This window comes from Actinomycetospora sp. 2LY8.5 (assembly GCF_057180585.1).
In genome coordinates this window covers 133432-158340 of record NZ_JBXUHE010000002.1, presented here as the reverse complement: position 1 = coordinate 158340, position 24909 = coordinate 133432, and the positions used below count along the sequence as shown (strand labels likewise).

Annotated in this window: 27 protein-coding genes; 9 read left to right on the top strand and 18 right to left on the bottom strand. The window is 74.9% G+C overall.

The genetic code is table 11. The annotated features are described in order from the left end of the window. Window positions 1-22: 22 nt before the first annotated feature. The gene (locus AC2A1K_RS03070) at window positions 23-703 is read right to left on the bottom strand and encodes a hypothetical protein (protein ID WP_483894847.1); all 681 of its coding nucleotides are present in this window, start codon (window positions 701-703) and stop codon (window positions 23-25) included. A gap of 131 nt (window positions 704-834) precedes the next feature. Between AC2A1K_RS03070 and AC2A1K_RS03065 the strand changes: the two genes are divergently transcribed. Beyond that, window positions 835-2796: a sensor histidine kinase gene (locus AC2A1K_RS03065; protein ID WP_483894846.1), complete on the top strand. Its 1962-nt coding sequence runs from the start codon at window positions 835-837 to the stop codon at window positions 2794-2796. Next, window positions 2793-3440, top strand: coding sequence for a response regulator (locus tag AC2A1K_RS03060; RefSeq protein WP_483894845.1), 648 nt, complete (start codon window positions 2793-2795; stop codon window positions 3438-3440). Before AC2A1K_RS03065 ends, AC2A1K_RS03060 begins: the two co-directional genes overlap by 4 nt. Window positions 3441-3442: 2 nt before the next feature. Here AC2A1K_RS03060 and dapC read toward each other — a convergent pair whose 3' ends face one another. From dapC to mshB, 5 genes are all read right to left on the bottom strand, one after another. Further along, entirely contained in the window at window positions 3443-4567 is a 1125-nt protein-coding gene (dapC, locus tag AC2A1K_RS03055) for a succinyldiaminopimelate transaminase (RefSeq protein ID WP_483894844.1), read from the bottom strand. Beyond that, on the bottom strand, window positions 4564-4884 hold the full coding sequence (gene fdxA, locus AC2A1K_RS03050; protein WP_133827292.1) for a ferredoxin: 321 nt from the start codon (window positions 4882-4884) through the stop codon (window positions 4564-4566). Before fdxA ends, dapC begins: the two co-directional genes overlap by 4 nt. A 212-nt stretch (window positions 4885-5096) precedes the next feature. Beyond that, on the bottom strand, window positions 5097-5930 hold the full coding sequence (locus AC2A1K_RS03045) for a hypothetical protein (protein ID WP_483894843.1): 834 nt from the start codon (window positions 5928-5930) through the stop codon (window positions 5097-5099). A gap of 29 nt (window positions 5931-5959) precedes the next feature. Continuing rightward, window positions 5960-6391 carry a hypothetical protein gene (locus AC2A1K_RS03040; RefSeq protein ID WP_483894842.1) on the bottom strand — a complete coding sequence of 144 codons (432 nt, stop codon included), beginning with the start codon at window positions 6389-6391 and terminating at the stop codon, window positions 5960-5962. Between the two features lie 41 nt (window positions 6392-6432). Further along, window positions 6433-7293 (bottom strand): N-acetyl-1-D-myo-inositol-2-amino-2-deoxy-alpha-D-glucopyranoside deacetylase, encoded by an 861-nt coding sequence (gene mshB / locus AC2A1K_RS03035; protein WP_483894841.1) that lies wholly within the window; start codon window positions 7291-7293, stop codon window positions 6433-6435. Window positions 7294-7350: 57 nt separating this feature from the next. Between mshB and AC2A1K_RS03030 the strand changes: the two genes are divergently transcribed. Continuing rightward, complete coding sequence (locus AC2A1K_RS03030) at window positions 7351-7923, top strand: GNAT family N-acetyltransferase (protein WP_483894840.1); 573 nt, start codon at window positions 7351-7353, stop codon at window positions 7921-7923. 78 nt (window positions 7924-8001) lie between these two features. Here AC2A1K_RS03030 and AC2A1K_RS03025 read toward each other — a convergent pair whose 3' ends face one another. The 6 genes from AC2A1K_RS03025 to AC2A1K_RS03000 form a co-directional block, all read right to left on the bottom strand. Then, the gene (locus tag AC2A1K_RS03025) at window positions 8002-9009 is read right to left on the bottom strand and encodes an ABC transporter ATP-binding protein (RefSeq protein ID WP_483894839.1); all 1008 of its coding nucleotides are present in this window, start codon (window positions 9007-9009) and stop codon (window positions 8002-8004) included. Beyond that, window positions 9006-10043 carry an ABC transporter ATP-binding protein gene (locus AC2A1K_RS03020; RefSeq protein ID WP_483894838.1) on the bottom strand — a complete coding sequence of 346 codons (1038 nt, stop codon included), beginning with the start codon at window positions 10041-10043 and terminating at the stop codon, window positions 9006-9008. The genes AC2A1K_RS03025 and AC2A1K_RS03020 overlap by 4 nt, the downstream gene beginning before the upstream one ends. A gap of 2 nt (window positions 10044-10045) precedes the next feature. After that, the gene (locus AC2A1K_RS03015) at window positions 10046-10984 is read right to left on the bottom strand and encodes an ABC transporter permease (RefSeq protein ID WP_483894837.1); all 939 of its coding nucleotides are present in this window, start codon (window positions 10982-10984) and stop codon (window positions 10046-10048) included. Next, window positions 10977-11903 (bottom strand): ABC transporter permease, encoded by a 927-nt coding sequence (locus AC2A1K_RS03010; protein ID WP_483894836.1) that lies wholly within the window; start codon window positions 11901-11903, stop codon window positions 10977-10979. The genes AC2A1K_RS03015 and AC2A1K_RS03010 overlap by 8 nt, the downstream gene beginning before the upstream one ends. Before the next feature lie 112 nt (window positions 11904-12015). Further along, complete coding sequence (locus tag AC2A1K_RS03005) at window positions 12016-13593, bottom strand: peptide ABC transporter substrate-binding protein (RefSeq protein ID WP_483894835.1); 1578 nt, start codon at window positions 13591-13593, stop codon at window positions 12016-12018. 247 nt (window positions 13594-13840) lie between these two features. After that, the gene (locus AC2A1K_RS03000) at window positions 13841-15958 is read right to left on the bottom strand and encodes an ABC transporter family substrate-binding protein (RefSeq protein ID WP_483894834.1); all 2118 of its coding nucleotides are present in this window, start codon (window positions 15956-15958) and stop codon (window positions 13841-13843) included. Window positions 15959-16226: 268 nt separating this feature from the next. On the opposite strand from AC2A1K_RS03000, the gene AC2A1K_RS02995 reads away from it, so the two are divergent. After that, window positions 16227-16514, top strand: coding sequence for a hypothetical protein (locus AC2A1K_RS02995; protein WP_483894833.1), 288 nt, complete (start codon window positions 16227-16229; stop codon window positions 16512-16514). On the opposite strand, the gene AC2A1K_RS02990 is transcribed toward AC2A1K_RS02995, so the two are convergent. Beyond that, a complete protein-coding gene (locus tag AC2A1K_RS02990) occupies window positions 16480-16908 on the bottom strand; it encodes a (deoxy)nucleoside triphosphate pyrophosphohydrolase (RefSeq protein WP_483894832.1) in 429 nt (142 codons plus the stop codon). The two genes, AC2A1K_RS02995 and AC2A1K_RS02990, sit on opposite strands and share 35 nt — an antisense overlap. Window positions 16909-16951: 43 nt before the next feature. Between AC2A1K_RS02990 and AC2A1K_RS02985 the strand changes: the two genes are divergently transcribed. The 3 genes from AC2A1K_RS02985 (at window position 16952) to AC2A1K_RS02975 (ending at window position 19356) form a co-directional block, all read left to right on the top strand. Continuing rightward, window positions 16952-17254 carry a 4a-hydroxytetrahydrobiopterin dehydratase gene (locus tag AC2A1K_RS02985; protein ID WP_483894831.1) on the top strand — a complete coding sequence of 101 codons (303 nt, stop codon included), beginning with the start codon at window positions 16952-16954 and terminating at the stop codon, window positions 17252-17254. Further along, complete coding sequence (locus AC2A1K_RS02980; protein WP_483895089.1) at window positions 17251-18450, top strand: MFS transporter; 1200 nt, start codon at window positions 17251-17253, stop codon at window positions 18448-18450. The genes AC2A1K_RS02985 and AC2A1K_RS02980 overlap by 4 nt, the downstream gene beginning before the upstream one ends. Window positions 18451-18780: 330 nt before the next feature. After that, entirely contained in the window at window positions 18781-19356 is a 576-nt protein-coding gene (locus tag AC2A1K_RS02975; protein WP_483894830.1) for a hypothetical protein, read from the top strand. 3 nt (window positions 19357-19359) lie between these two features. Here the strand turns inward: AC2A1K_RS02975 and AC2A1K_RS02970 are convergent, their stop codons facing one another. From AC2A1K_RS02970 to AC2A1K_RS02960, 3 genes are all read right to left on the bottom strand, one after another. Next, the gene (locus AC2A1K_RS02970; RefSeq protein ID WP_483894829.1) at window positions 19360-19980 is read right to left on the bottom strand and encodes a hypothetical protein; all 621 of its coding nucleotides are present in this window, start codon (window positions 19978-19980) and stop codon (window positions 19360-19362) included. A 126-nt stretch (window positions 19981-20106) separates the two neighbouring features. Next, window positions 20107-20817 carry a GPP34 family phosphoprotein gene (locus tag AC2A1K_RS02965; protein ID WP_483894828.1) on the bottom strand — a complete coding sequence of 237 codons (711 nt, stop codon included), beginning with the start codon at window positions 20815-20817 and terminating at the stop codon, window positions 20107-20109. 87 nt (window positions 20818-20904) lie between these two features. Next, a complete protein-coding gene (locus tag AC2A1K_RS02960) occupies window positions 20905-21045 on the bottom strand; it encodes a hypothetical protein (RefSeq protein ID WP_483894827.1) in 141 nt (46 codons plus the stop codon). Between the two features lie 29 nt (window positions 21046-21074). Between AC2A1K_RS02960 and AC2A1K_RS02955 the strand changes: the two genes are divergently transcribed. Then, on the top strand, window positions 21075-22115 hold the full coding sequence (locus AC2A1K_RS02955; RefSeq protein WP_483894826.1) for an RNA polymerase subunit sigma-70: 1041 nt from the start codon (window positions 21075-21077) through the stop codon (window positions 22113-22115). On the opposite strand, the gene AC2A1K_RS02950 is transcribed toward AC2A1K_RS02955, so the two are convergent. Together AC2A1K_RS02950 and AC2A1K_RS02945 are read right to left on the bottom strand one after the other, a co-directional pair. Next, entirely contained in the window at window positions 22099-22884 is a 786-nt protein-coding gene (locus tag AC2A1K_RS02950) for a hypothetical protein (protein WP_483894825.1), read from the bottom strand. The two genes, AC2A1K_RS02955 and AC2A1K_RS02950, sit on opposite strands and share 17 nt — an antisense overlap. 168 nt (window positions 22885-23052) lie before the next feature. Beyond that, window positions 23053-23946, bottom strand: a complete 894-nt coding sequence (locus tag AC2A1K_RS02945) for an SMP-30/gluconolactonase/LRE family protein (RefSeq protein WP_483894824.1) — start codon at window positions 23944-23946, stop codon at window positions 23053-23055. A gap of 89 nt (window positions 23947-24035) precedes the next feature. Here AC2A1K_RS02945 and AC2A1K_RS02940 point away from each other — a divergent pair, with 89 nt between their 5' ends. Next, the gene (locus tag AC2A1K_RS02940) at window positions 24036-24884 is read left to right on the top strand and encodes a hypothetical protein (protein WP_483894823.1); all 849 of its coding nucleotides are present in this window, start codon (window positions 24036-24038) and stop codon (window positions 24882-24884) included. The last annotated feature ends 25 nt before the right edge of the window (window positions 24885-24909 follow it).

Below are 24909 nucleotides of genomic sequence, written 5' to 3'. Positions count from 1 at the left end.
GCGGGTGGTCCGGCCGATCGGCCTACGCGACGTCGACCCGCGCCCTCTCGGTGGCCGAGGCGGTCCGCAGGCCCGGCCCGACCGCGGCGGTGACCCCGAACGCGACCGCGGTGAGCAGCCAGGCGAGCCCGTCGAGCAGGTGGTTCGGCGCGACCACGGCGAACACGAAGTGCAGCGGCTGGGAGACGATCAGCGCGACCGCTGCCCACCACGGGATCGCCCGCCACAGCGCGAGGCCGAGCAGGACGAGCCCGAGGATGTGCCCGGCGACCCACAGCACCGTGGCCGCCGCGCTGACGGGATGCGCGGCCGAGGCGTCCAGGACCGCGGCGGTGATGGCGGTCGGGAGCCCGGCGTCCGCGCCGGCCAGGGCGATCTGGTCGGAGGTCACCAGGAACGGCAGGGTCGCGAACGCGCACCAGGCGACGACGGCGGCGAGCGTGCCGAGCACCCGGCGGGTCCGGACGGCGACCGCCCCGACGACGAGCACGCCGAGCGGCAGGGTGAGCAGCGCGAGCAGGCTGAGCCAGAGCACGGCGGTCTGGGCGCCGGGGTGCGAGGCCACCTTCGCGACGAGGGTGGTCGGGTCGTCGGTGGTGTCGTAGGGCAGCAGCCAGCGCAGCGCAGCGATCGCGAGCGGGCCGATCGGGGTGACGATCAGGGCGGTGCGGCGCCAGGCGGGGCTCGTGAGCATCGAGGTCATGGCGGTGACGGTCCGGTGTGCCCGTACCCGGCGGGCAGGGCCGCGGTCCCGGGATCGACCGGGACGTCGCCCGGCCCCGACCGGGAGATCGACCGGGGACAACGGGGTGCGCGGTCGGTCACACTTCCGCCGTGACCAGCACCGGGGGGACGCGCTCGGCCGTCCTGTCCTGGGCGCTGTTCGGGCTCGTCGTGGCCGAGGTGGCGGTCGCCGTGGTCGGGGCCGCGCTCGCCGGTGTCTCCCTCACCGAGGCCGTCGACGGGTTCGTCGTCACCAACATCGCGATCGGTCTCTCGTGCGCCACGGCGGGCGTCCTGATCGCCTGGCAGCGTCCCCGCCGCGCACTGGGCTGGCTGCTCCTCGCGGCGGGCGTCAGCCAGACCGCGACGGCGGCCGCCGCTCCCCTGCTCGACCTCGGGGCGCAGCGGGCCTGGCCCGAGCCGGTGCTGCGCACCCTGGACACGGTCTTCGCCTTCGCCTGGCCGTGGTCGATCGCGCTGTTCCTGCCGCTCGCGCTGTTCGTGTTCCCCGACGGGCTGCTGCCCGGACGCGCGTGGCGGACGCTCGCGGGCATCACCGTGGCGGCCTCGGTCCTCTTCGCGCTGAACGTGGGGTCCGAGCCGGGCCAGGTCGTGGGCGCGCGGACCCTGCACCAGTGGCTCGTCCTCGACGACTACGCGGCCCTCGGACCCCTGTGGACGGTCTCGGAGGTCCTCCAGCTGCTCGTGCTCGTCGCGGCCGTCGCAGGGCTCGTGGTGCGCTACCGCCGGGGCGACGAGCAGCGCCGCCGCCAGCTGCTCTGGCTCGTGCTCGCGCTGATCGGCACGATCGTGATCCTCGTGCCGTGGGGACTGTTCGACGCCGGACCGATCCTGCAGCTGCTCGCGATCGCCCTGATCCCGGCCGCGATGACGATCGCCGTGCTGCGCCACCAGCTGCTGGACATCCGCCTCGTCCTCTCGCGCACGGTCCTCTCCGTCCTGCTGACCGCCGGTGTCGTCGGCGTCTACCTCGCGCTGGTCGCCGTCGCGGACACCGCCCTGCGCCGGGAGGGCGCGAGCCTGGTGATCACCCTGCTGATCGCCGTCGGGTTCAACCCGGTGCGCGTGCGGCTCCAGCGGGTCGTCGACCGGGCGCTCTACGGCGACCGCGCCGACCCCGTGCGCGCGCTGTCGCGGATGGGCGAGCGGCTCCGCGCCGGCACCGAGCCCGACGACGTCCTGGTCGCGGTCGCCGAGGCCCTGCGGCTGCCCTACGTGGCGGTGCGCCGCAACGACGAGGTCACCGCCTCGCACGGGACGGCACCGGCAACCACCGAGACCGTCCCCCTCCGGTACCGCTCCGAGGACGTGGGCGAGCTCGTGGTCGGCGTGCGGCGGGGCCAGCACGCCCTGCACGACGCCGACCGCAGCGCGCTCGAGCTGCTGGCGGTGCCGCTCGCGGTGGCCGTGCACGCGACGGAGCTCTCGGCGGTCGTCCAGCGCTCACGGGCGGAGCTCGTCGGCGCGCGGGAGGAGGAGCGCCGCCGCCTGCGCCGCGACCTCCACGACGGCCTCGGCCCGGCCCTGACCGGGATCGCGTTCTCCGCCGACGCCGCCGGCAACGTGCTCGCGTCCGACCCGGCGCACGCCGCCGAGCTGCTGCGCTCGCTGCGCGCCGCGGCCACCGACGCGATCGACGACGTCCGGCGCCTCGTCTACGCCCTGCGCCCGCCGGCCCTCGACGAGCTCGGGCTCCTGGGCGCACTGCGCCGTCACGTGGAGGGGCTGGGCGGGGGCGCGGTCACCGTGACCGTGCACGACGACGGCGAGCTCCCGCCCCTGCCCGCCGCGGTCGAGGTGGCGGCCTACCGGATCGCGGTCGAGGCGGTCACCAACGCCGTGCGGCACGCCGCCGCGACGCAGGTCGACGTGCGGGTGGCGAACCACGGCGCCCTCGAGCTGGCGATCAGCGACGACGGCGCCCCGGCGGAGTCCTGGACCGCGGGGGTGGGCCTGACCTCGATGCGGGAGCGGGTCGCCGAGCTCGGGGGCACGCTCGTCGCGGGCCCGGCGGGCGAGGGCGGGCGGGTCATCGCGAGGCTGCCGCTGTGAGCGCGCTCCGTGTCGTGATCGCCGACGACCACCCCGTCATCCGCGACGGGCTCTCCGCGCTGCTGTCCTCGGTCGCGGGCGTCGAGGTCGTCGGGACGGCCGCGACGGGCCGGGAGGCCGTCCGGGCCGCGGTGACCGAGGCGCCCGACGTGCTGGTGCTCGACGTGCAGATGCCGGACCTCGACGGGGTCGCCGCCGCCACGGAGGTGATGCGGGCGGCGCCGTCGGTGGCCGTCCTCATGCTCACGATGTTCGACGACGACGACACCGTCTTCGCGGCCATGCGCGCCGGCGCCCACGGCTACCTACTCAAGGGCGCCACTCAGGAGGAGATCGTGCGCGGCATCCAGGCGGTCGCCGCCGGGGAGGCGATCTTCGGCCCCGGCGTCGCCCGGCGCGTGCTCGGGCTCGTCGCCGGGCCCGACCGTTCCGGCGACCCCTTCCCGGCGCTCACCGCCCGCGAGCGCCAGGTCCTCGAGCTGCTCGCCGCGGGCCTCACCACCACCGCCGTCGGGACGCGGCTCGGCCTCGCCCCGAAGACGGTCACCAACCACGCGTCGTCCGTCTTCGCGAAGCTCGGGGTCAGCGGGCGCGCCGAGGCGGTGGCGCGAGCCCGCCGGGCGGGGCTCGGTGGATCCTGCTGAGCTCAGCCCGCGAGGCGCTGCGCGGCGGCGGCGATGCGCTCGTCGGAGGCGGTGAGGGCGACGCGCACGTGTGCGCCGCCCGCCGGGCCGTAGAACTCGCCGGGGGCGACGAGGATGCCGCGCGCGGCGAGGCGGTCGACCGTCGCGCGGCACGGCTCGTCGGCGGTGGCCCAGAGGTACAGGCCGGCCTCGGAGTGCTCGACGCGCAGGCCGGCCGCCTCGAGCGCGGGGCGCAGGACGCGGCGGCGCCCGTCGTAGCGCGCGCGGGTCTCGGCGGCGTGCGCGTCGTCGCGCAGGGCCACGGTCATGGCCTCCTGCACGGGGCGCGGGACGATCATCCCGGCGTGCTTGCGGACCTGGAGCAGGCCCGCGACGAGCGCGGGGTCGCCGACGACGAGGCCCGCGCGGTAGCCCGCGAGGTTCGAGGTCTTCGACAGCGAGTGCACCGCGAGCAGGCCGTCGACGCGGCCGCCGTGCACGAGGGGGTCGAGCACCGAGGTCGTCAGCACCCCCGGCCCGGGCAGGGCGAGGTAGCACTCGTCGGAGACGACGACCGCACCCAGCTCGCGGGCCTCGGCGACGCGGGCGGTGAGTGCGGCGGCGTCGAGGACCCGCCCGGTGGGGTTGGACGGCGAGTTCAGCCAGACCAGCCGCGTGCCCGCGGGCAGCGGCTCGTCGTCACCCACCCGGGCCGGCTGCGCGCCCGCGAGCTGCGCGCCGACCTCGTAGGTCGGGTAGGCCAGGCTCGGGAAGGCGACGACGTGGTCGGGACCCAGCCCGAGCAGTGTCGGCAGCCACGCCACCAGCTCCTTGGAGCCGATGGTGGGCAGGACGGCGTCCGGGTCGAGACCCTCCGTGCCCGAGAGACCGGCGCCGTGACGGCGCGCGAGCGCCTCCACCGCGGCTTCTCGCAGCGCGGGGGTGCCCCACGTCTGCGGGTAGCCCGGGGCGTCCCACGCGGCACGCAGCGCCTCGCCGATCGCCGCGGGCACCGGGTCGACCGGCGTGCCCACGGAGAGGTCGACGACCCCGTCCGGGTGGCCGCGGGCGACCGCGGCGGCCCCGGCGAGGCTGTCCCACGGGAAGTCCGGGAGCGCGGGGAACCGCACCCCCGTGCCGGTGGTCACTCCCCCTGCGGCGGCAGGTCGGGCACCGGGCCCGCGTCGCGCTCGACCTTCCCGACCTTGGACGCGCCGCCCGGCGAGCCCAGCTCGTCGAAGAAGTCGACGTTCGCCTGGGTGTAGACGGACCACTGGTCCGGCACGTCGTCCTCGTAGTAGATGGCCTCGACCGGGCAGACCGGCTCGCACGCCCCGCAGTCGACGCACTCGTCGGGGTGGATGTACATCATCCGGCCCCCTTCGTAGATGCAGTCGACAGGGCACTCTTCGATGCACGCCTTGTCGAGCACGTCGACACACGGTTCGGCGATCACGTACGTCACGTCTGCTCCTGCTCCTCACTCGCGTCGTCCGGCGTCCCCGGACCCTCGCGTGGTGGTGTCACACGGCCACAGGGAACGCCTGCGGCGAGTATTCCGGTCGTCGTCGCGTCACGCCCGTGCGGGGGCGTCCAGATTGCTCCGTGAGGCAATGTCGGCCGTCACATGTGCCTCCGGCATGTGAGCAGAATCAGTGTTCCCGCACGTCCTTCTGCTCACCTGGCGGAGCCATCCTGCTCGCGCGCCACCCAGCGCGCCGCGGACCGGGCGGCGCGCTTGAGCCCGGACCGCTCGCTGCGGTAGCTCGCGAGCGCCCCCACGACGGGCAGGTTGGCCAGCAGGCGCCAGAAGCGGTTGCCCTGCGGACGGCGGTCGAGCTCGCCCTGCAGGCCCCAGAGCGTCTTGCCCATCCGCCACACCGCGCCGGCCAGCGCGCTCAGCCGGCCCTGCTCCTCGCGCTCGGTGCCGACGGTGCCGGCGAGCTCGCCGGCCTCGCGCTCGACGTCGTCGTGATGTGCGTCACCGTGCTTTCGCGGGTCGACGTCACGGCCGAAGAGCACGGAGGCGAGCAGGCGGACCTGCTGGTCGCGGCCGTCCATCCCGTGCTCGCTGGCGATGGCGCATACGACGAGGCCCTGGGCGGCGAGCCCGAGGATGTCCGAGACCGGCAGCCGGCGCGCCAGGGCGCCGCCGATGCCGGGGATGGACGCCACCACCGAGGTGAAGCGACCCACCCGCGACACCCACCACTGGTCGCGCTCCTCGGGGTTCATCGCCTGCCAGCGCGGGGTCCCGGGGAGCTTCGAGGTGGCGAGACGGTCGAGCACCCGGGCACGCAGGGTGCGCAGCGCCCGGCCGACCTTGCCGCGCCGGGTGGTGGGCGGGGGCTCCGCGCGCCCGCCGCTCTCGTGCAGCTCGATCGCGCGGCGCTGCGCCAGGCGTCCGAGGCGGAAGGGGTCGGCGTCGCGCAGGCCGCGCAGCACCGGGCCGGTGGCGGCCACGAAGGGGCGCAGGACGCGGACGACGTGCTCGTCGGGGATGGCCGGCATGGCGGCACGTTTCCCGACCAGGTCGCGGCTCAACCGTCCGGCGCGCGCACGCGTCTGCGCGCGGACGTCCACGACAGGGCGAGCGCGCCGGGCAGCACCCCGGCGGCGAGCAGGAGGATCGCCCGCCAGTCCGGCGGGAGGACCCCGCCGCCGGCCGGGCTCCACAGGCCCGCGCCGACCACGGTCAGTGTCCACGCCGCGAGCGGGACCAGCGGGGCGCGGCTCTCGGGCCACGCGGCGTCGGCGGCGAGCACGAGCACGGGGGTCGTGATCAGCGCGACGGCCGTCGAGAGGGGCAGCGGGACGCCCTCGGCGGCCGTGCGCAGGGTCAGCCACGCCATCTCGGTCCACGCGAGCATCACGGCGTCGAGAGCGAGGAGCACGACGACGACCACGGGGAGCACCTTGCGGCGACGGGGTCCCGCCTCCGGGGAGCGAGGGTCACCCTCGTCGCTCTCCACGCCCCCGGGGCATCCCTCGCTCGCGGCGGCCGTGCCCTCGCTCACGACGGCGGGAAGAGGTCGTCGGGGGCGCTCGCCGGGCCGCGCAGGTGCACGAAGCACTCGGCGGGCAGGACCGGCTGGGCGAGGTCGTTGGACAGCGCGTACGCCGGGGGCTCGCTGCCGTCGTCGTAGACGGTGATCTGAGTGGCGTGGGCCCGCAGGGCCGCGAGCTTGGCGACCCGGGCGGCCCCGAGCGGGACCCGGGTGGTGATCGTCGCGTCGGGCACGGTCGGCAGGTCCTCGACCGGCGGCACCGGGACCGGCAGCCACGAGCGCCGGCGCAGCGCGGTCAGGCCCGCCTCGACCTCGTCGTGCGCGGCCGCGGTGGCGAGCACGGTGATCGTCGTGGCGTCCGGGTCGACGTCCTCGACCGCGGCAAGGGTGACGTCGTGCGCCCGCACGTGGTCGGGGTGGCCGTAGCCGCCGCGCTCGTCGTAGGTGACGACGACCAGCGGCCGAACCTCGCGCAGCACCGCGACCAGCGCCTCGACCTGCTTGTCGAACCCGTCGGGATCGGCGAACGCCCCCGGGCCGATCGTGGCGGGGGCGGCGGCGTGGATGCCCGCGCCGGCGCGCACCATGCCCGAGTCCTGCCAGGCGCCGACCCGGGCGAGCCAACGGTGGTCGGTCACGCCGACGGCCGCGCAGGCCCGCGCGAGCTCGCCCTCGCGGTACTCGCCGAGCGCGTCGCCGGTGAGGTGCCGGAGCCCGGGCGGGATCACCTCACCCTGCTCGCCACGGTTGCACGTCACGAGCGTCACCGGGATACCGGCTCCGGTGGCGAGCGCCATCACGCCGCCGCACGTGATCGTCTCGTCGTCCGGGTGGGCGTGGACGAGCAGCAGCGGACCGGAACTCACCCGGGGCACGGTAGGCCGTCCGGCCGCACGCGACCGGCCGGGGTGGACCGTGTCTCCATGACGGATCCGAGCTGGACGGTGTCGTGGGAGACCGATCTCGACGGCGCGGTGCACGTCGGCCTGGCGGCCCTGCTGTCACGGGCCTACGCCCGGCCGTCCGGCCGGTTCGCCGACGGCCGGTTCGCCGACGCCCAGAGCTGGGCAGGCGCGCGCCCGGAGCTGCGAGTGGTCGCGCGCGTCGGCGGGGCCGCGGTCGCCCACGCCGGGATCGTGCGGCGGTTCCTGCGGGCGCTGCCCGACGGCGGCGACGTCCTCGTCGGCGACGTCGGTCTCGTCGCCGTCGACCCCGAGCACCAGGGACGGGGCCTCGGGGGCGCGCTGCTGGCGCGCGTGGTGGACGTGCTCGCCGACCTGGACGTGCCGTTCGGCTTCGTGTCGTGCGGGCCGGCCGTCGAGGGCTTCTACCGCGCCGCCGGATGGACGCAGCTGACCGGCGTCACCGTGCGCCTGATCGACACGCACCACCGCACGCGCGTCGACGCCGACCCGGCGATGGTGCACGCGGCGGGCCGCCCGCTGTCGGCGTGGCCGCCCGCGCGGGAACTCGCCCGCGACGGGCAGCTCGTCTGACCGGACCAACCCACGGATTCGAGCGCGTGGCGATACGGACGTTCAGTGTCAGCGACGCCACGTCGCTGACACGGGCGGCTACTCCGAACGGACGAGGCGCGGGGGTTCGGCGAAGTGGCACGCCGCGGGATGGTCGGTCGACGCGCGGACCTCGAGCGCCGGGGGGTCCTGCGCGCAGATCTCCGCCGCCCTGGGGCAGCGCGTGCGGAACCGGCAGCCCGAGGGCGGGTCGGCGGGGGACGGGACGTCGCCGTCGAGCCGGATCGCCTCGCGGCGCCCGCGCAGCGACGGGTCGGGCACCGGGACCGAGGACAGCAGCGCCTGCGTGTACGGGTGGCACGCGCGCCCGTAGATCTCCTCCGCGGTCCCCGTCTCCACGATCGACCCGAGATACATCACGGCGACGCGGTCGCACAGGTGGCGGACGACCCCGAGGTCGTGGGCGATGAACAGGTACGCCAGGTCGAACTCGCGCTGCAGGTCCGAGAGCAGGTTGAGCACCTGCGCCTGGATCGACACGTCGAGCGCGGACACCGGCTCGTCGCAGACGATCACCTTGGGTCGCAGGGCCAGCGCGCGGGCGATGCCGATGCGCTGGCGCTGCCCGCCCGAGAACTGGTGCGGGTAGCGGCGGACGTGCTCGGGGTTGAGCCCGACCACCTCGAGCAGCTCCTGCACCCGGCGCCGGCGATCGCTCTTGGGCGCCACCTCGGGGTGGATGTCGAAGGGCTCGCCGACGATGTCACCGACGGTCTTGCGCGGGTTCAGCGACGTGTACGGGTCCTGCAGGACGATCTGCATGTCGCGGCGCCACGCGGTGAGCGCCGACCCGCGCTTGGCGAACAGGTCCTCGCCCTCGAACGTCGCGGTCCCGCTCGTCGGCGGCGTCAGGCGCATGAGCACCTGCGCGAGCGTCGACTTCCCGCAGCCCGACTCCCCGACGACCCCGAGCGTCTCGCCCGGGTGCAGGTCGAACGAGACGCCGTCGACGGCGCGCACCTGCCCGACGGTCTTGCGGAACACCACGCCCCGGGTCACCGGGTAGTGCTTGACCAGGTCGCGGACCGCGAGGATGGGCTGGGTCACCGCGAGACCACCTCGTGCGTCGTCGGACGGTCGGGGCCCTGCGCGACGAACCGCTCCGCGAAGTGGCACGCCGCCTGGTGGGCGGAGCCCAGCTCGCGCAGCGCCGGCACGTCGTCGGTGCACACGTCCTGCGCGTGGGCGCAGCGCGGGTGGAACGGGCAGCCGTTCGGGATCGCCGACAGGCTCGGCGGCAGCCCGGGGATCGGCCGCAGCGGGGCACCCGCCCCACCTCGACCCGGGTCGTCGACGCGCGGCACCGAGTCCATGAGCCCGCGCGTGTACGGGTGCGCCGGGTGCGCGTAGAGCGACGCGGCGTCGGTGTGCTCGACGATTCGCCCTGCGTACATGACCGCGATCCGGTCGGCGACCTCGGCGACCACGCCCAGGTCGTGGGTGATGAGGATCAGGCCCATCCCCCGCTCCCGGCGCAGCTCGTCGAGCAGCTCCATGATCTGCGCCTGCACCGTGACGTCGAGCGCGGTGGTCGGCTCGTCGGCGATGAGCAGCTCCGGGTCGAGCGCCAGCGCCATCGCGATCATGGCGCGCTGACGCATGCCGCCGGAGAACTGGTGCGGGTACTCGCGTACGCGCTGCTTCGCGTTCGGGATCTTCACGAGGTCGAGCATCTCGGCGGCCCGAGCCATCGCGTCCTTCCGCGACATCCCGCGCCGGAACCGGAACTGCTCGGCGATCTGGAAGCCCACCGAGTAGACGGGGTTCAGCGCCGACAGTGCGTCCTGGAAGATCATCGCCATCGACTCGCCCCGCAGCAGCCGCCGACGCTCCGGGTCGGCGCCGAGCAGCTCCTCCCCGCGGAAGCGCACGGAGCCGCCGGTGATCCGGCCGGGTGGAGCGTCGAGGATGCCCATCACGGTCTGCGCGGTGACGCTCTTGCCCGAGCCGGACTCGCCCAGCACGGCGAGCGTCTCGCCCTCGCCGACGTGGTAGCTCACGCCGTTGAGCACCGACGCCGTCTCGGGGCCGCGGCCGAACTCCACGCGGAGGTCGTCGATCTCGAGCAGAGGCGCGGTCATGGTCACCGTCCTCTCGGGTCGAGGGCGTCGCGCACGGCGTCGCCCATCATGACGAAGGCCAGCACCGTGATCACGAGGAAGCCGGCCGGGAAGAACAGCGCCCACGGGATGTCCTGCACGCGCTCGCGCGCCTCGGAGATCATCACGCCCCAGGAGACGACGGGGTCGCGCAACCCGATGCCCAGGAACGACAGCGTCGCCTCCGCGCCGATGAACACCCCGAACTGGATGGCGCCGTACACGAGCACCGGAGCCAGCGTGTTGGGCAGGATGTGCCGCAGCACCACGCGGAACGGGCCGGCGCCGAGCGCCTTCGCCGCCTTGACGTAGTCCTGCTGCGAGGTCTCGATCGCCGCCGCGCGCATGATGCGCATTGCGACCGGCCAGGTGAGCACGACGATCGTCAGCACCACCTGGAACACCAGCTGGCCCTCGCCGACGATCTCGCCGGGCTCGTTGAACGAGGTCAGGATGACGATGCCGCCGAGCACGAACGGCAGTCCCGCGAAGATCTCGCCGAGCCGCGAGAGCAGCGAGTCCGCCCAGCCGCCCGAGTAGCCCGCGAGCAGTCCGGCGAGCGAGCCGATCACGACGGTGCCGAACGTCGCGAGGAAACCGACCGCGAGCGACGGCGCGGCCCCGTAGATCGTGCGGGCGTAGACGTCGCGGCCCTGGAGATCGGTCCCGAAGATCTCACCGGGTCCCGGGGGCAGGCGCGAGCGGTCGAGCAGGCCGACGGTCGGGTCGACCGACGTGAACAGGGACGGCACGAACGCCATGAGCAGCAGCAGGACGATGAGCGCGGCGGCGATCCAGAACCTCGGCCGCCGGCGCAGGTCGTCCCAGGCGTCGGCCCACAGGCCGCGGGTCGCCTCGGCGCCGAGCGCCGGCGTGTCCTCGGCCGCCCTCGGCGGCGGGGCGGTGGTCAGCGGCTCAGTCATAGCGGATCCTCGGGTCGAGCACGGCGTAGAGCAGGTCCACGACGAGGTTCGCGATCAGGTAGACGATCACCAGCAGCGCGACGATCCCGACGACGGTGGCGGTGTCCTGTTGCTGGAGCCCGCGGTAGACGAGCCCGCCGATGCCGCGGATGTTGAACACGCCCTCGGTGACGATCGCGCCGCCCATCAGCGTGCCGATGTCGGTGCCGAGGAACGTCACCACGGGGATCAGCGAGTTGCGCAGCATGTGCACCCCGACGACGCGGCGCCGCGGGAGCCCCTTGGCGACGGCGGTGCGCACGAAGTCGGCGCGGGTGTTCTCCAGCAGGCTCGTGCGGGTCAGGCGTGCGACGTAGGCCATCGACAGGCTGGCCAGCACGAACCCGGGCACGATCAGGTCGCCGATCGACGGGTCGCCCGGCACCGACGTGCGGATGATCCCGAGCTCGACCCCGAGGATCTGGCGCAGCACGAGACCGGTGACGAACACGGGCAGCGCGATGAGGAACAGGGTCGAGACCAGCACGAGCGAGTCGACGAACCCTCGCCCGCGCAGCCCGGAGACGACACCCGCGATGATGCCGATGATCGCCTCGATGACCAGCGCGATGATCGCGAGCTTCACGGTGATCGGGTAGGCGTCGGCGATGAGCGTCGAGACCTCGGTGCCGGAGAACGTCTGCCCGAAGTCACCGGTCAGCACGTTCCCGACGTACTTGAGGTACTGGACGATCAGCGGGTCGTCGAGGTTGTAGCGCTCGGTGATGGCGGCCTTGAAGGCCGGGGAGCACTCGCGCTGGCCGCACTTGCCCGCGAACGGGTCGTCGCGCAGACCCCACACGAGGGCGTAGACGATGAAGGTGGTCCCCAGGAAGACGGGGATCAGCTGCAGCACGCGCCGCAGGGTGTAGCGGCCCACGGGGGGACTCCCTCGGTCGTTCCGACCCGCCGTGCGGGACCCGGCGTGCTCCTCATGGGAACACCGGAGTACCGGGTACCGCACGGGCGGTGGTGGTGGTCGGGGACGAAGGTCAGTTCTGCGGGTTGAGCGCGAACGTCGTCGTCACGAGCCGGTCCAGTGGGTTGCGCTCACCGGAGGCGAGGCGCGACGAGTCGCCGTAGATGATCTGCCTCGTGAACAGCGGGATCGACGGCATGTCGGTCAGGATCAGCCGCTCGGCCTCCTGGTACCCCGCCTCGGCCGCCTGCTCGTTCGGGGCCTGGTCGGCCCGGTCGAGCGCGGCGTCGACCGCCGGGTTGGAGTACTTGTAGTCGTTCGAGGACGCGTCGGTGCGGTAGAGCTGCGTCAGGAACGTCTCGATGTTGGGGTAGTCCCCGATCCACGCGGCGCGGAACAGGCCCGTGAACTGGAACGCGTTGGCCTGCTGGCGGACCTCGGAGAACGACGGCAGCGGGGTGTACTGCGCGTCGACGCCAAGGTTCTGGCGCAGCTGGTTGGTCACCGCCTGCATCCACTCGCCGTGCCCGCCGTCGGCGTTCGCGGTGAGGGTCAGCGGGCCCTGGAAGCCGCCGGCCTGGGCCAGCAGCTCGCGTGCCCGCTGCGGGTTGAACTGGCAGTTCTCGCCGCACTGGCCGGGCAGGTAGCCCTGCGCCGCCGGGGTCGCGAGGCCGTCGGCCGGGCGGTAGGTACCACCGAAGATCTGGTCGACGATCGCCTGGCGGTCGATCGCCATCGACATCGCCCGGCGCACCAGCGGATTCTGGAAGCGCGGGTCGTAGAGCGGGAAGCCCAGCGCCGTGGTCTGCAGGCCGTCCTTGGCGTGCGCGCCGGCGCCGAGGTCCTGGCGCCACCGGCCGCCGGTCAGCGCCGACGGCGGGATCGCCTTGATGTGGTCCAGGTTGCCGGAGACGACGTCGTCGTAGGCGGTCTGCAGGTCGGAGTAGACGCGGAACTCCAGGCGCGGGACCTGCGGCTTGTCCGTGCCGGCGTACTGGTCGTTGCGGACCAGCGTGAGGTTCTGGTTCGGGGTGCGGGACTCGAAGCGGTACTCGCCGTTGCCCACCGGGGCGGCCTCGTAGCCCGCGCGGTCGGTGAAGAACTTCTGCGGCAGCGGGTAGTACGCCGAGTACCCCAGTGTCGTCGGGAAGATGACGAACGGCGCCTTGAGGGTGACCTCGAAGGTCTGCGGGTCGACCACACGCAGCCCGCGCATCGTCGGCGCGGTGGGCTGCTCGCTGGAGACCTCGTCGTACCCGTCGATCTTCTCCATGAACGACGACGCCTGCGCGGCGTTCGGGCCGTAGGCGACCCAGTTCCACGCGTCGACGTAGTTCTGCGCGGTGACCGGCGTGCCGTCGTGGAACGTCCAGCCCGGCTTGAGCCTGATCGTCCAGACCCTGTTGTCCGCCGACGTGATCGACTCCGCCGCCTCGTTCGAGGGCGCCGCGGTGTTCACGTCGTACGTGACAAGGCCGGCGAACAGGGCGTCGAGGACGTCCCCGCCGTTCTGCTCGGTGTTGTTGCCGGGGATCAGCGCGTTCTCCGGCTCACCCCAGTCGAGGCTCACGGTCTGGGCGGCCTGGTCGCCCCCGCCCCCTCCCCCGCCGCACGCGGTGGCGACCAGCGCCACGGCGAGCGTTGCGGCCACGATCGTGACCAAGCGACGCAACGGCAACGTTCCTCCTCATGTGGTGGTACCCCGACTTGCTCGCGCGGGGCAACCGACTGGTCACCGGGCGTGACTTCGCCGCGTGAAACCTAGGGAAAGCGTTTGCGGTTCGGCAAGGTGTTGACTCACGGGTAACGAACACGCCCCACGGGCGTCACGCTCCCGTCAGGCCGTGGTGACCCGACGAGTTGATGCCGTCTCGTTGATGCCGTCTCGTTGAGGCCGTCTAGTTGAGGCCGTCGTCGCCCCGCTGTGTCGCCGGCGGCGGCGTCCAGCGGTCGGCGCCCGCGAAGGGGGTCTCGGTGAGCGGGCCGACGACGACGTCGGTCCGGTCGGCCGGGCTGACGAGCACCGAGGCGGCCTGGAAGAGCGGGATCGTGGGCAGCGAGTTCCACAACGAGGGCTCGGCGAGCGCGAGTGCCGTGTCGGTCGAGACGGTGCCGGCGGAGGCGCCGTCGAGCAGGGACTGCAGGGCCGGGTCGCAGAACCCGGTGGGCGTGAGCGCCTCCGACGCCTGGGGGTCCGCCAGCTCCTCGGTGAGCTCGTCGATCTCGTCGGCGTTCGGCGTCGTCGCGGCCGTCGAGGGGCCGGCGGCGTCGGTGGAGGTCGGCGCCGCGCCGGTGGTCGTCTCCGGCGGGGCGGCGCTCGTCGGCGGGGAGGTGCTCGTCGGCGGGGAGGTGCTCGTCGGGGCGGCGGGCGAGCTCGGCGCAGGCGCGCCCGGGGCGTTGGGCGAGGTCGGCGCCCCGTCGGTGACATCGGTGGCGTCGTCGGCGGCCAGCGCGAGGCCCGGGTCGGTGCCCGTGCGCCCCGAGGTCGCGGGGGCCCGGCCACCGGGGCAGCCGACCACCGACGCCAGGTCCGCGATCGGGTCACCGCCGATCGGCAGCGACTCCACGGCGATGTCGGCCACGGCGAGGTCCGACGCCGAGTTCGGCGTGGGCGGGACGGTGGTCGTGGTGGTGCTCGACGGGGTGCTGGTGCTCGAGCTGGTCGTACCCCCACCCGGGGCCGGGGTGGGTGTCGTCGCGAGCAGGGCGCCGCCGGACGGGGTGCTCGTGCGGGTGGGCGGCGCGGGTGTCGGGGTCGGCGGGCCGGTGGTGGTCGTCGACGACGGTCCGCGCCCGGGCGGGAACCCGGAGGTGCCGCCGTCGGCCACGACCACCGAGGTGATGCCCGCCGCGCGCAGCTGGGTGCCGAGGGTGGCGATGAGCCGTCCGTACGGCGCAACCTGCGGCGGGGCCGCGAGGCGCAGGATCAGCGGCTGCCCGCCGCGCTCCCACCGGCCGTCCGCGCCGCGCGTGTACCCGGCGTCGGTGAGCAGGCGGAACGTCTCGTCCAGATCCTGGCGGGCGGCGGGCGAGTCCGCCGGCAGGGTCGAGCGGTAGTTCTCCTCGGACGGCGCGCGACCGAACGCGTCCGCCGGCAGCTGCGCCGACGGGCCCCCGTCGGTGCCGACCGAGCGCAGCGCGGAGCGGTCGGTCGCCGCCGCCACGGCCCGCCGGACCCGCAGGTCGGCGAGCGGGCCGTCGTCGCTGCGGAGGGCGAGCTGCACCAGCGCGGGCTCGGGCAGGGTGCGGACGTTCAGCGAGGAACCGACCGCGCGCAGGGCGGCGAGGTCGTCGGCGTCGGCGCGGAACTGCGTGGCCTGCACGTCGCCGGAACGCACCCGGTCGATCAGCGACGGCGCCTCCGCCGCCTGGAAGACGACCTCGTCGGGGACCGCCGGCGTGCCCCAGAAGCGGTCGTTGCGGGCAAGGGTGACCTGGCCGCGGATCCGGTCCACGACGCGGACCGTGAACGGGCCGGCGGACACCGGGATGCTGTCGGTGAGCCCGCCGCCCCACGAGCCCGGGGCGTCCTTGAGCAGGTGCGCGGGCAGCATGTGGTCGAACAGTGTCTGCCACGCCGGGTAGGGGCGGTCGAAGACCACGTCGACGGCCTTGCCGCCCGCGCGCGACCGGACGTCGGTGATCGCCCGGTAGCCGGCCGCGCCGACCACGCCGGGCTGGCTGCGCATCTGCTGCCAGAGGTAGACGAAGTCCTCGGCGGCCACCGGGGCGTTGTCCGACCAGCTCGCCGCCGGGGCGATCTCGTAGGAGACGGTGAACGGCTCGGTCGAGGTGACACGCGCCGAGGTCACCACCGACGTGTCGAGCCGCGGCTCGCCGTCGGGGCCGGGACGGAACGCCGAGGGGAGCACCAGCGAGGCCATCGCGCGCGACAACGGGGTGTCGTCGGCGACCCGGTGCGGGTTGAACCCGACCCCGAGGTCGTCGACACCGATGCGCAGCTCGGTCGGGTCGGGCTCGAGCTGGGGGGTCGGGGCCGGCGCGGGGACGGGCACCTGGCCGACGACCGGAGGAGGCGCTCCGGAACAGGCCGCCAGGACCGCGAGGACGAGCGCGAGGGCGGGAAGGACACGAACGACACCGACAGCACGTCGGGGACCGCTCACGCCGTCGTCCGGCCCTTCTCCTCGGGAGACCGCTCCGTCGACCCGATCGGCGGTCGGCAGCACCGGCCGCACCGGGGATCGTCATCGTGACACGGTCACCGCGGGTGGGGACCGACGGGTCTGGCCCTCGGCGTCGACCGGAGGTTAGCCTCACCTCATGGGCAAGGGCAGCAAGAAGAAGAGCAAGGAGCCCGAGAAGCCCGAGAAGGCCAAGGAGCCCAAGAAGGCCAAGAAGGCCAAGAACCCGAAGGTGCCGCTGCACCTCGTCCAGTACGCCGACGCCATGCCGCTCACCGGCGCCAAGAAGATCAAGAAGAAGTGCTGCCGGTCGCGGCCGCGCTGCAAGAGCTGTCCGGTCCTGCTCATGCGCGCCTCCCGGCTCAACGAGGCCGGGGTCACCGGCAAGGACCTCAAGAAGGCGCTGAAGAAGGCCCGGGCGGCCTGAGCAGGACCTCCTGCGAGAGCAGCAGGGCCAGGGCCGGCAGCACCGCGCGGTCGGCGTCCAGCCAGTCGATCCCGTCCAGCTCGCCGGGACCCAGCCACGCCAGCGCGTCGTGCTCGAGCGCCGTCGGGTCCCCCGACGCCCGGCACACCCGGATGCGCAGGACGCGCTCGCCGGGCAGCGGCACCTCCGGGCCGACGCGCTCGCCGACGCCGACGTCGTGCAGCGCCAGCTCCTCACGCAGCTCGCGGGCGAGCGCGGTGGCCTCGTCCTCGCCCGGCTCGACCGCGCCGCCGGGCAGCTCCCACCGCCCCGCGGCGGACGCGGGCCGGGTGCGCCGCGCGGCGAGCACCCGCCCGTCGCGGACGAGGGCGGCGCCGACCACGACCCTGCTCACGCTGATCAGTGTGAGGTCCGCCCCGACGTGTCAGGATCCGGGCATGGCTGAACTCCTGACCGAGGACGCGATCGCCGACGCTCTGAAGGGCCTGCCCGGCTGGGAGCGCGAGGACGACGCCACCATCGTGCGGTTCGCGAAGCTGCCGAGCTTCCCGGAGGCGATCGCCGCCATCGACGCGGTGGCCGAGCTCGCCGAGGCCGATAACCACCACCCCGACATGGACATCCGCTACAACAGTCTGAAGTTCAAGCTCTCGACGCACTCCGAGGGCGGTCTCACGGCCAAGGACACCGACCTGGCCGCGAAGATCTCCTCGGAGCTCGAGGCCCGCGGCGCCTCCTGAGCGAGCCCCGCCCGGCGGACCTGTGGTCCGCCCCGTTCGTCGCGGTCCTCGTCGCGACGGTCCTCGCCTTCGGCGGTTACGCGCTGCTGATGCCCGTCGTGCCGGTGCACGCCGTCGCCGGCGGGGCGAGTCCGGCCGCGGCGGGCGCCACGACGGGCGTGTTCATGGCGGCGACCGTCGCCGCGCAGCTCACGGTGCCCGCGGTGCTCCGGCGCATCGGCCCGCGCGCCGCGCTCGTCGTCGGCGCCCTGGCGCTCGGGGCGCCGGCGGCGCTGCTCGTCGCGACGTCGGCGCTGCCGGTGCTGTTCGCGGTGGCCGTGGTCCGCGGGGTCGGGTTCGGGCTGGTCACGGTGACCGGGGCCGCGCTCGTCGCCGACCTCGCCCCGGTCTCGAAGCGCGGGCGCGCCGTCGGTCTCTACGGGGTCGCTGTCGGGCTGCCGCAGCTCGTCCTGCTCAGCGGCGGCGTCTGGGCGTACGACGTGCTCGACGCCGCGGTGGTGCTGCTGGCCGGGGCCCTGCTGCCCCTGGTGTCGGCGCTGTGCTGCGCGCGCCTCCCGACCACGCGCTCGGCGTCCCGCGAGCGCTCCGGCTCGCTCCCCGCCAGGGTCGCGCTGCCGCCGTGGACGGCGATGGTCGTCTCGGCGGCCGCCGCGGGCGGGGTGATCACGGTGCTCCCCTTGTGGGCCGGCGTGTCGGGGCCGGGCCTCGCGGGCGGGACGTCGGCGGCGGCCGTCGCCCTCGCCGCCCTCACCGCGGGACAGCTCGCGGGGCGCGGGATCGGCGGGGAGCTCGCCGACCGTGCCCGCGTGCGCACGCCCGCCCTCACGCTCGCCGGGCTCGCCGTCGTGGTGCTCGGCGCCGTGGTGGTGGCCCTGGGCGGGTCGTCGCTGGCGGTCGCCGTGCTCGCCGGCGCGGCGCTCGTCGGCCTGGGCTTCGGCGCGGTGCAGAGCGACACGCTGCTCGGGCTCTTCGCCCGCGCCGGCCCCACCCGCTCGGGCGCGGCGAGCACCTGGTGGAACACGGCCTACGACGCCGGCACGGGTCTCGGCGCGGCGGCCCTGTCCGCGGTCCTCGGCGCGGCCGGGGGCTCGGCGGCGTTCCTCGTCGCCGCGCTCGCCGCACTCCTCGCGGCGCCGCTGGTGCTGGCGACCCGTGGTCCACGTACGTCCGACCGAAGGGCCCCTTCGGTCGAATAGACGGGCGAGGGGAGCCCTTCGCCGGAACCCCACGCCGGCCGGGGGGTGCCGCCAACGCGCCGTTCGGCGTCGAGAACCCGCGCTCGTGGTGCCGCGCCCGTCGGTGGGGACGCGCGCGCCGGTCCTCACCGCCCGACGACCGTGCCGGTCGCTGCCGCTGCTCCGTCCACCAGATCCGACTCGGCCGTCCGGGCTGCGCCGACCAGCCCTGCGTCGAGGTGACGCGTCCTCGCGGGTGATCTCGCGCGGCGTTCGGGCGAGACGCCGTCGTCGCAGGTCACGAGCCCGATGTCGCCCGCGATGTCCGGCTGCCCAGGGATGGAGGCCGGCGTGATGAAGAAGGTGCTGTTCGCGGCGCTGTTCGGTGCCGTCGTGATGCTCGGCTCCGCGCAGGCGGGCTACCTCGCGCCCGGGACGCTCACCGAGTCGGTGACGCCGGACGCGGCGTCCCCGCCCGCGCTCGGCGGCTCGGCGACCGCGGCGGTCCCCGCGCCCGGCGCCGCGGCGCCCGGCACGCCCGGCGCACCCGTCGGACCGGCCCCCGGAACCCCGGTCCCCGGACCCGTCGAGCCCGCCGCGAGCGAGCGCCCCGCGACCGCGCGCACCGCCGACGCGCCGCACACCGGGCGCTCCTCCTCGAACGCCGGATCGGGTGGCTCGGGAGCACGCAACGGCGGCTCGTCGGGCTCGTCGTCCGGCTCGGGCCCGTCGGGGAACGGCTCCGGGCGTTCCGAGGGCGGTTCCGGCGGGGGTTCGGGCGGGGGTTCGGGCGGGGGTTCGAGCAACAGCTCCGACCGCCCCTCCAGCGGCGGCGGGTCCGGATCGGGCTCCCAGGGCGGCGGGGTCGGCGTGCAGGTCTGCCTGAAGCGGGTGCTCGGCACCTGCGTGGAGGTCGGACTGCGCTGACCCTCAGGTCGCGGTGACGGCCGCGCGCACGTCGCGCACCGCGCGCTCCGAGCGCTCCGAGCGCTCCGCCGCCTGCACCGCGGCGATGGTGTCGTCGAGCAGCGCGAGGAGCATCGTGTCGCGGGCGTCGGCGTCGAGGTCGGCCACGCGGGCGGCCACGAGCAGGTGGGCGCAGGCGTGGTTGACCGGGCCGACGTGCAGCAGCGTCGCCAGGCGCCCGCCGTCGCCCTCCTCGCCACGGCCCCGGCGCGGAGTCCGGGTCTCGGCGCGACGCTCGAGACGGCGCTGCAGGCGGGGGAAGAAGCGGTTGGCGGGATCGATCGCGAGGCCGGCGCGCGCGATCGTCGCGAGGACGATCGGGCGGACCTCGACACCGGCCTCCCGGCCGAGACCGATCAGCGTGACCGCGCGCGTGCCCAGCTGCTGGCGGGCCGTGGACGACACGGCGTCGTTGACCTGCCACGCCACCGCCGCGAGCGCGGGATGGGTGCAGCGTGGTCGGTCGGTGAAGCGTTCACCGGCGAGCACGGAGACGTACTCCATGAGACAGCTGCCGGCTTCCGCGTCGCGGTGCGCGCCGGCCTCGAGGACGGGCAGGCCCTCAGGAGGGCGGGTGGACGTCATGGGAAGCTCCCCTCCCCGGCCCCGGGCCCTCGCGCCCGGTTCGGATGCCCTACCGTAATCCGTTTCGCGCCCCACCACAGGGGGTCCGGACGAGGGATTCGTCCGAGTGCAGCCACCCGGATGCGATCAGTGGTCCGAACCGATCACGGTGGTCGCGGTGAGGGCGGCGAGAACGGCCCCGACGGTCGGCGAGACGAGCCTGCGGATGTCCTGGGCGACGCCGAGCGGCACGTGCCGGCCGTCCGCGATCGCCCGCGCGCGGCGGGCCGCCGTCGTGGGGTCGTCCGGGCTCAGCTCGCGGACGCGCCGCCCGTGGTGCAGCAGCACGACGAGCATCGCGACGGCCTCGTCGGGCTCCTCGTCGCCCTCGAGGACGGCGCGGACGGCGGCGCGGTCGTGGTGCAGCGCGTCGACCTCGTGGACGCGCAGCGCGGACCCGAACACCGGCATCGCCAGGTAGCCGAACACCCGCCGCGGCTCGCGCGCCGCGAGCCCGCGCCCGACGAGACGGTCCATGGTCCGGCGGATCATCTGCGCCCCGCGGTGACCCGTGACGGCGTGCTGCAGGTCGGCCTTGGCGCCGCCGTGGGCGACGAGGCCGTCCCCGACCCAGCGCAGCAGCGGATCGGTGACCTCGACCGGCCCGCGCCGGTACGCCGTCCCCGCGTCGAGCAGGGAGGCGTCGAGCAGCAGCTCCACCATCGCGGCCGCCACGAGCAGCCCCGCGGGCTCGGTGAGCGTCGACAGCGGGCGACCCTCGTCGTCACCGAGGACCCACGCCACCCGCTCGGGGAGCGTCAGGTCCGCGGTCCGGGACGACCACCGCTCCGAGCGCACGGAGACAGACTAGGCACGAGCGTCCCCCACCCGAGTCAGCAGTCCCCGGATGACAGCACGCGGCGTCGAGCGGTGCGCCCGGGCGGGTCAGGACCGGCGTCCGAGCGGCCGGACGCCGGTTGCGGCGGGTGACGTCATGGCTGGTCGGATCGGCAGGCGGATCGGCAGGCGGATCGGCAGGCGGATCGGCAGGCGGATCGGCAGGCGGATCGGCAGGCGGATCGGCACTGTCGGTCCCGCACGGCAGACTCCACCTCATGAGCACGATCCCCGTCGAGCCCGCGCCGGATCCCGATCTCCGGCGCGCGCGGGCCGGTGACCACGCGGCCTTCGCCCGGCTGGTCGCGCCGCTGCGTCGCGGGCTCCACGCCCACTGCTACCGCATGCTCGGCTCGGTCCACGACGCCGACGACGCCCTGCAGGACGCCCTGCTGCGTGCCTGGCGGGCGATCGGCCGGTTCGAGGACCGTCCCGGGCGCCCCGACGCGCTCCGATCGTGGCTGTACACGGTGGCCACCAACACCAGCCTCGACACCGCGGCGCGGCGGGGGCGACGCGCCCTGCCGATGGATCTCGGCCCGTCCGCCGAGCACCCCGGGGACGACCCGCCGCGCGCCGAGGTGGCCTGGCTCGGGCCCTACCCCGACGTCCCGGACGCGACGGTCGAGGAGCGCGAGACCGTCGAGCTCGCCTTCGTCGCCGCCCTGCAGCACCTGCCGGGCAACCAGCGGGCCGCCCTGCTGCTCATGGAAGTGCTGAGCTTCTCGGCGGCCGAGGTCGCGGACATGATGGCGACCACCACGGCGTCGGTGAACAGCGCCGTGCAGCGTGCCCGCGCCACGCTGGCCAGCAAGGTCACCGGGCCGAGCCAGCAGCGCACGCTGCGCGCCCTGCCCGACGCGCAGCTCGCCGCCACCGTCGCGCGCTACGCCGCCGCGCTGGAGGCGGGCGACGCCGACGCGCTGGTCGGGCTGCTCACCGCCGACGTCACGTGGGCGATGCCGCCGCACGCCGAGTGGTACCGGGGCGCCGCGGCGGTCACCGCGTTCCTGCACGCGGGCCCGCTGGTCACCCCCTGGCGCCACCTGCCCACCCGCGCCAACGGCCAGCTCGCCGTCGGTTGCTACACGTGGGACGACGAGGCGCAGGTGTGGAAGGGCGTGGTGCTCGACGTCCTGACCCTCGCTCCCGACGGGCGCATCGCCGAGGTCACCGCGTTCATCGGCCCGGAGCAGGTGACCCGCGCCGGCCTGCCCGCGACCCTGCCGGCGGACGCCCCGCTCACCGCTCCCGGATGAGCGCGTCGGTGCGTTCCTCGGCCGCGGCGAGGAACGCGCCCATGCGCGCCAGCTCCGCGGGGTCCGCGTCCCGCAGCAGCGCGGCGAGCCGGTCGTTGAGCGGCTCGTAGACCGCCCCGATCCGCGCGATCGACGCCGGGTCCGGTTCGACGAGCACCCGGCGGCGGTCGGCCGGGTCGGACACGCGGTGCACGTGCCCGCCCGCGTGCAGGCGCTCGACCATCGGGCCGCCGGCCTCGAGCCGACCGCCGCCGACGCCCTGTCGCTGACCACCGCCGAGGGCGCGCCGCACGCCGCCCGACGCCGCGCGCACGCCCCGATGCTCTCGCCGCGCGCGATGCGCGCCCGGGCCGGCGCGATGCGCGACGCCGCCCGTGAGCTGCTCGGCGGGCTGAGCGACACTGCGGACCTCACGGCCGACTTCACCACCCGTTACCCGCTCACGGTCGTCGGCGACCTGCTCGGCGTGCCGCGCGTGATGATCGACGACGCCGTCGACGCCAGCCGGGCGATGTTCGGCGACGCCGCCGACGGCGCGGCCGCGATGAGCGCCTTCGCCCGCCTGGGCGCCGCGGCCATGGAGCACGACGGCCTGGCCCGTGAGCTGCGCCGGCGCCTGCCCGCGTCGGTGACCGACGACCAGGTGCACGACCTGCTCTTCGCCCTGATCTTCGCCGGGCAGCTGACCACCGATATCGCGCTGGGCTTCCTGCTCGCCCGCGTCCTCACCGACGGACCGCCCACCGACGTCGCCGCGCTCGTCGACCACGTCCTGCGCCGCGACCCGCCCGCGCCGTTCACGCTCTGGCGGTACACCGCCGAGGAGGTCGAGCTCGCGGGCGTCGTGCTCGCGCCGCGGACCCCCGTGCTCGTCGACCTCGCCGGTCTGGCCGACGACCCCGACCCGTCGCGGGCCTGCGCCGGCGGACGTGAGCGCTCAGGGCGTCCCGGCGTGGGGGACGTCGACGCGGGTCGAGAGCAGCACGGCCTCGCGCACCGGGCGGCGCTCGTGCTCGGCGAACGACGGCGCCGCGCAGGCGTAGAGGGTGCGCCCGTCGTCGCCGCCGAGCATGCAGGCGTAGACGCCGAGGCCGCCGGTCGGGCGCTCCTCGAGGATCGTGCCGCCCTCCGCCACGCGCAGGACCCGCGAGTGCAGGGCATCGGCCACCCAGATCGCGCCCTCGGCGTCGCCACCCATCCCGTCCGGCGCGACGGTGAGTCCACCGAGCGCCTCCCCCACGTCGGTGCTCGTGGGCGGCGGCGAGAAGCGGGCCCAGTCGCGGCGCCGGGCCAGGCCGCCGTCCTCGGCGACGTCGAACGCGGTCAGCCGCGCCCCGAAGGTCTCGGCGACGACGAGGACGCGGCCGAACAGCACCATCCCGTTCGGGAAGAGCAGGTCGTCGGCGATGGTGCGCGGGCTGCCGTCGGGGTCGACGTAGGTCAGCGTCGTGCGCGCGATCGGCGCGCCGCCCATCAGGTCGAAGCCGAAGTTGCCGACGTAGGCGCCGCCGCGGGTGTCGACGAGCATGTCGTTGAGGTGGTTGTCGACCAGCCCCGACAGGTCGGCGTGCTCCACCAGCGCCCCGTCGTTCTCGCGGCGCAGGATGCGGTGGTCGCGCATGGAGACGATCAGCAGGCGCCCGTCGGGCAGGAAGCCGAGGCCGGACGGCTGGTGAGGGACCTCGGCGATCACCTCGTGTCCGCCGTCGGGCTCGATCGCGACCACGCGCTCGGTGTAGAAGTCCGAGACCCAGAGCCGCCCGTCGTGCCATCGCGGGCACTCCAGGTACGACCAGCCGTCGGACACCACGTCGAAGTCCTGCGCTCCCACGGCACTCCTCCTCGAGCCCACGATGATTCGGTGCACGATCGAGCGGGCGGGACGTGTCGTCAAGGGCGCACGGGCGAGAGGATGGCCCGGTGGCGACAGCGGCAGAGCTCGCCCGGGCGAGGGTGGAGCAGGTCCGCGACGACCCGGAGGCCCGGCTCGCGCTGATGCATCGGCTCTACCACGGGGACGACGGCACCTTCCTGCCCTACCGCCGCGGCGCGGTCGCCTTCACGCGCTGGCAGGTCCGCCGCGGGCTCCTGCGGCCACCGGGCGGACCCGAGGGCGGCAGTCCCTGGTGGCGGGCGGTCAACGAGCGGCTGCTGCGCGACGGGTGGGAGGCGCGCGCTCTCGGCGACGGCCACGACCCGGCCGGCGCCACGGCGAGCGCGCTGCCGTCCCTGGAGTTCGTCCGACGACCGAGCGCGCGCGCGTGGTACCGCGCACACAACGTCAGCATCGCGACGGCGTTCCTGGAGCACCGCGATCTCGCCGAGCAGGAGAGCCGCACCGAGCGGTTCTTCATCAACCTCGTGCTGCTGCGGGTGCTGTATGCGCACGCGCTGGTGTCCGCCCCGCGGCTCGCCCTCGGCCGCCTCGCGCCGATCGGTCCCCTGCTGGGCGATCCGCGGGTACGGATGACCGGGCTCTTCCTCGCGATCTCGCGGGTCCTGCCCGACACCTACCCGCTCGGCGACGACGTCGAGCGCTACGTCGCGATCGAGCACCCGTGGGGTCGCCTGCTCGACATCGGCGTGATCCAGCCCCGGCTGCGCGCGATCTACGACTGGTCGGCCTCCGAGCTCGGCGAGCCCGCGCTGCGCGACCTGCTCGCCGACGCCGTGCCCTGCTACGCGTGGCCCGCCGACGACCGGCTGCCGTGGTTCCCGCCGCCGACGCTGCTGACCCGGCTGGCGCGTCGTGCCGTGCCGCACCGGTGACGTGTCAACCCCCGGGATCCGCGGA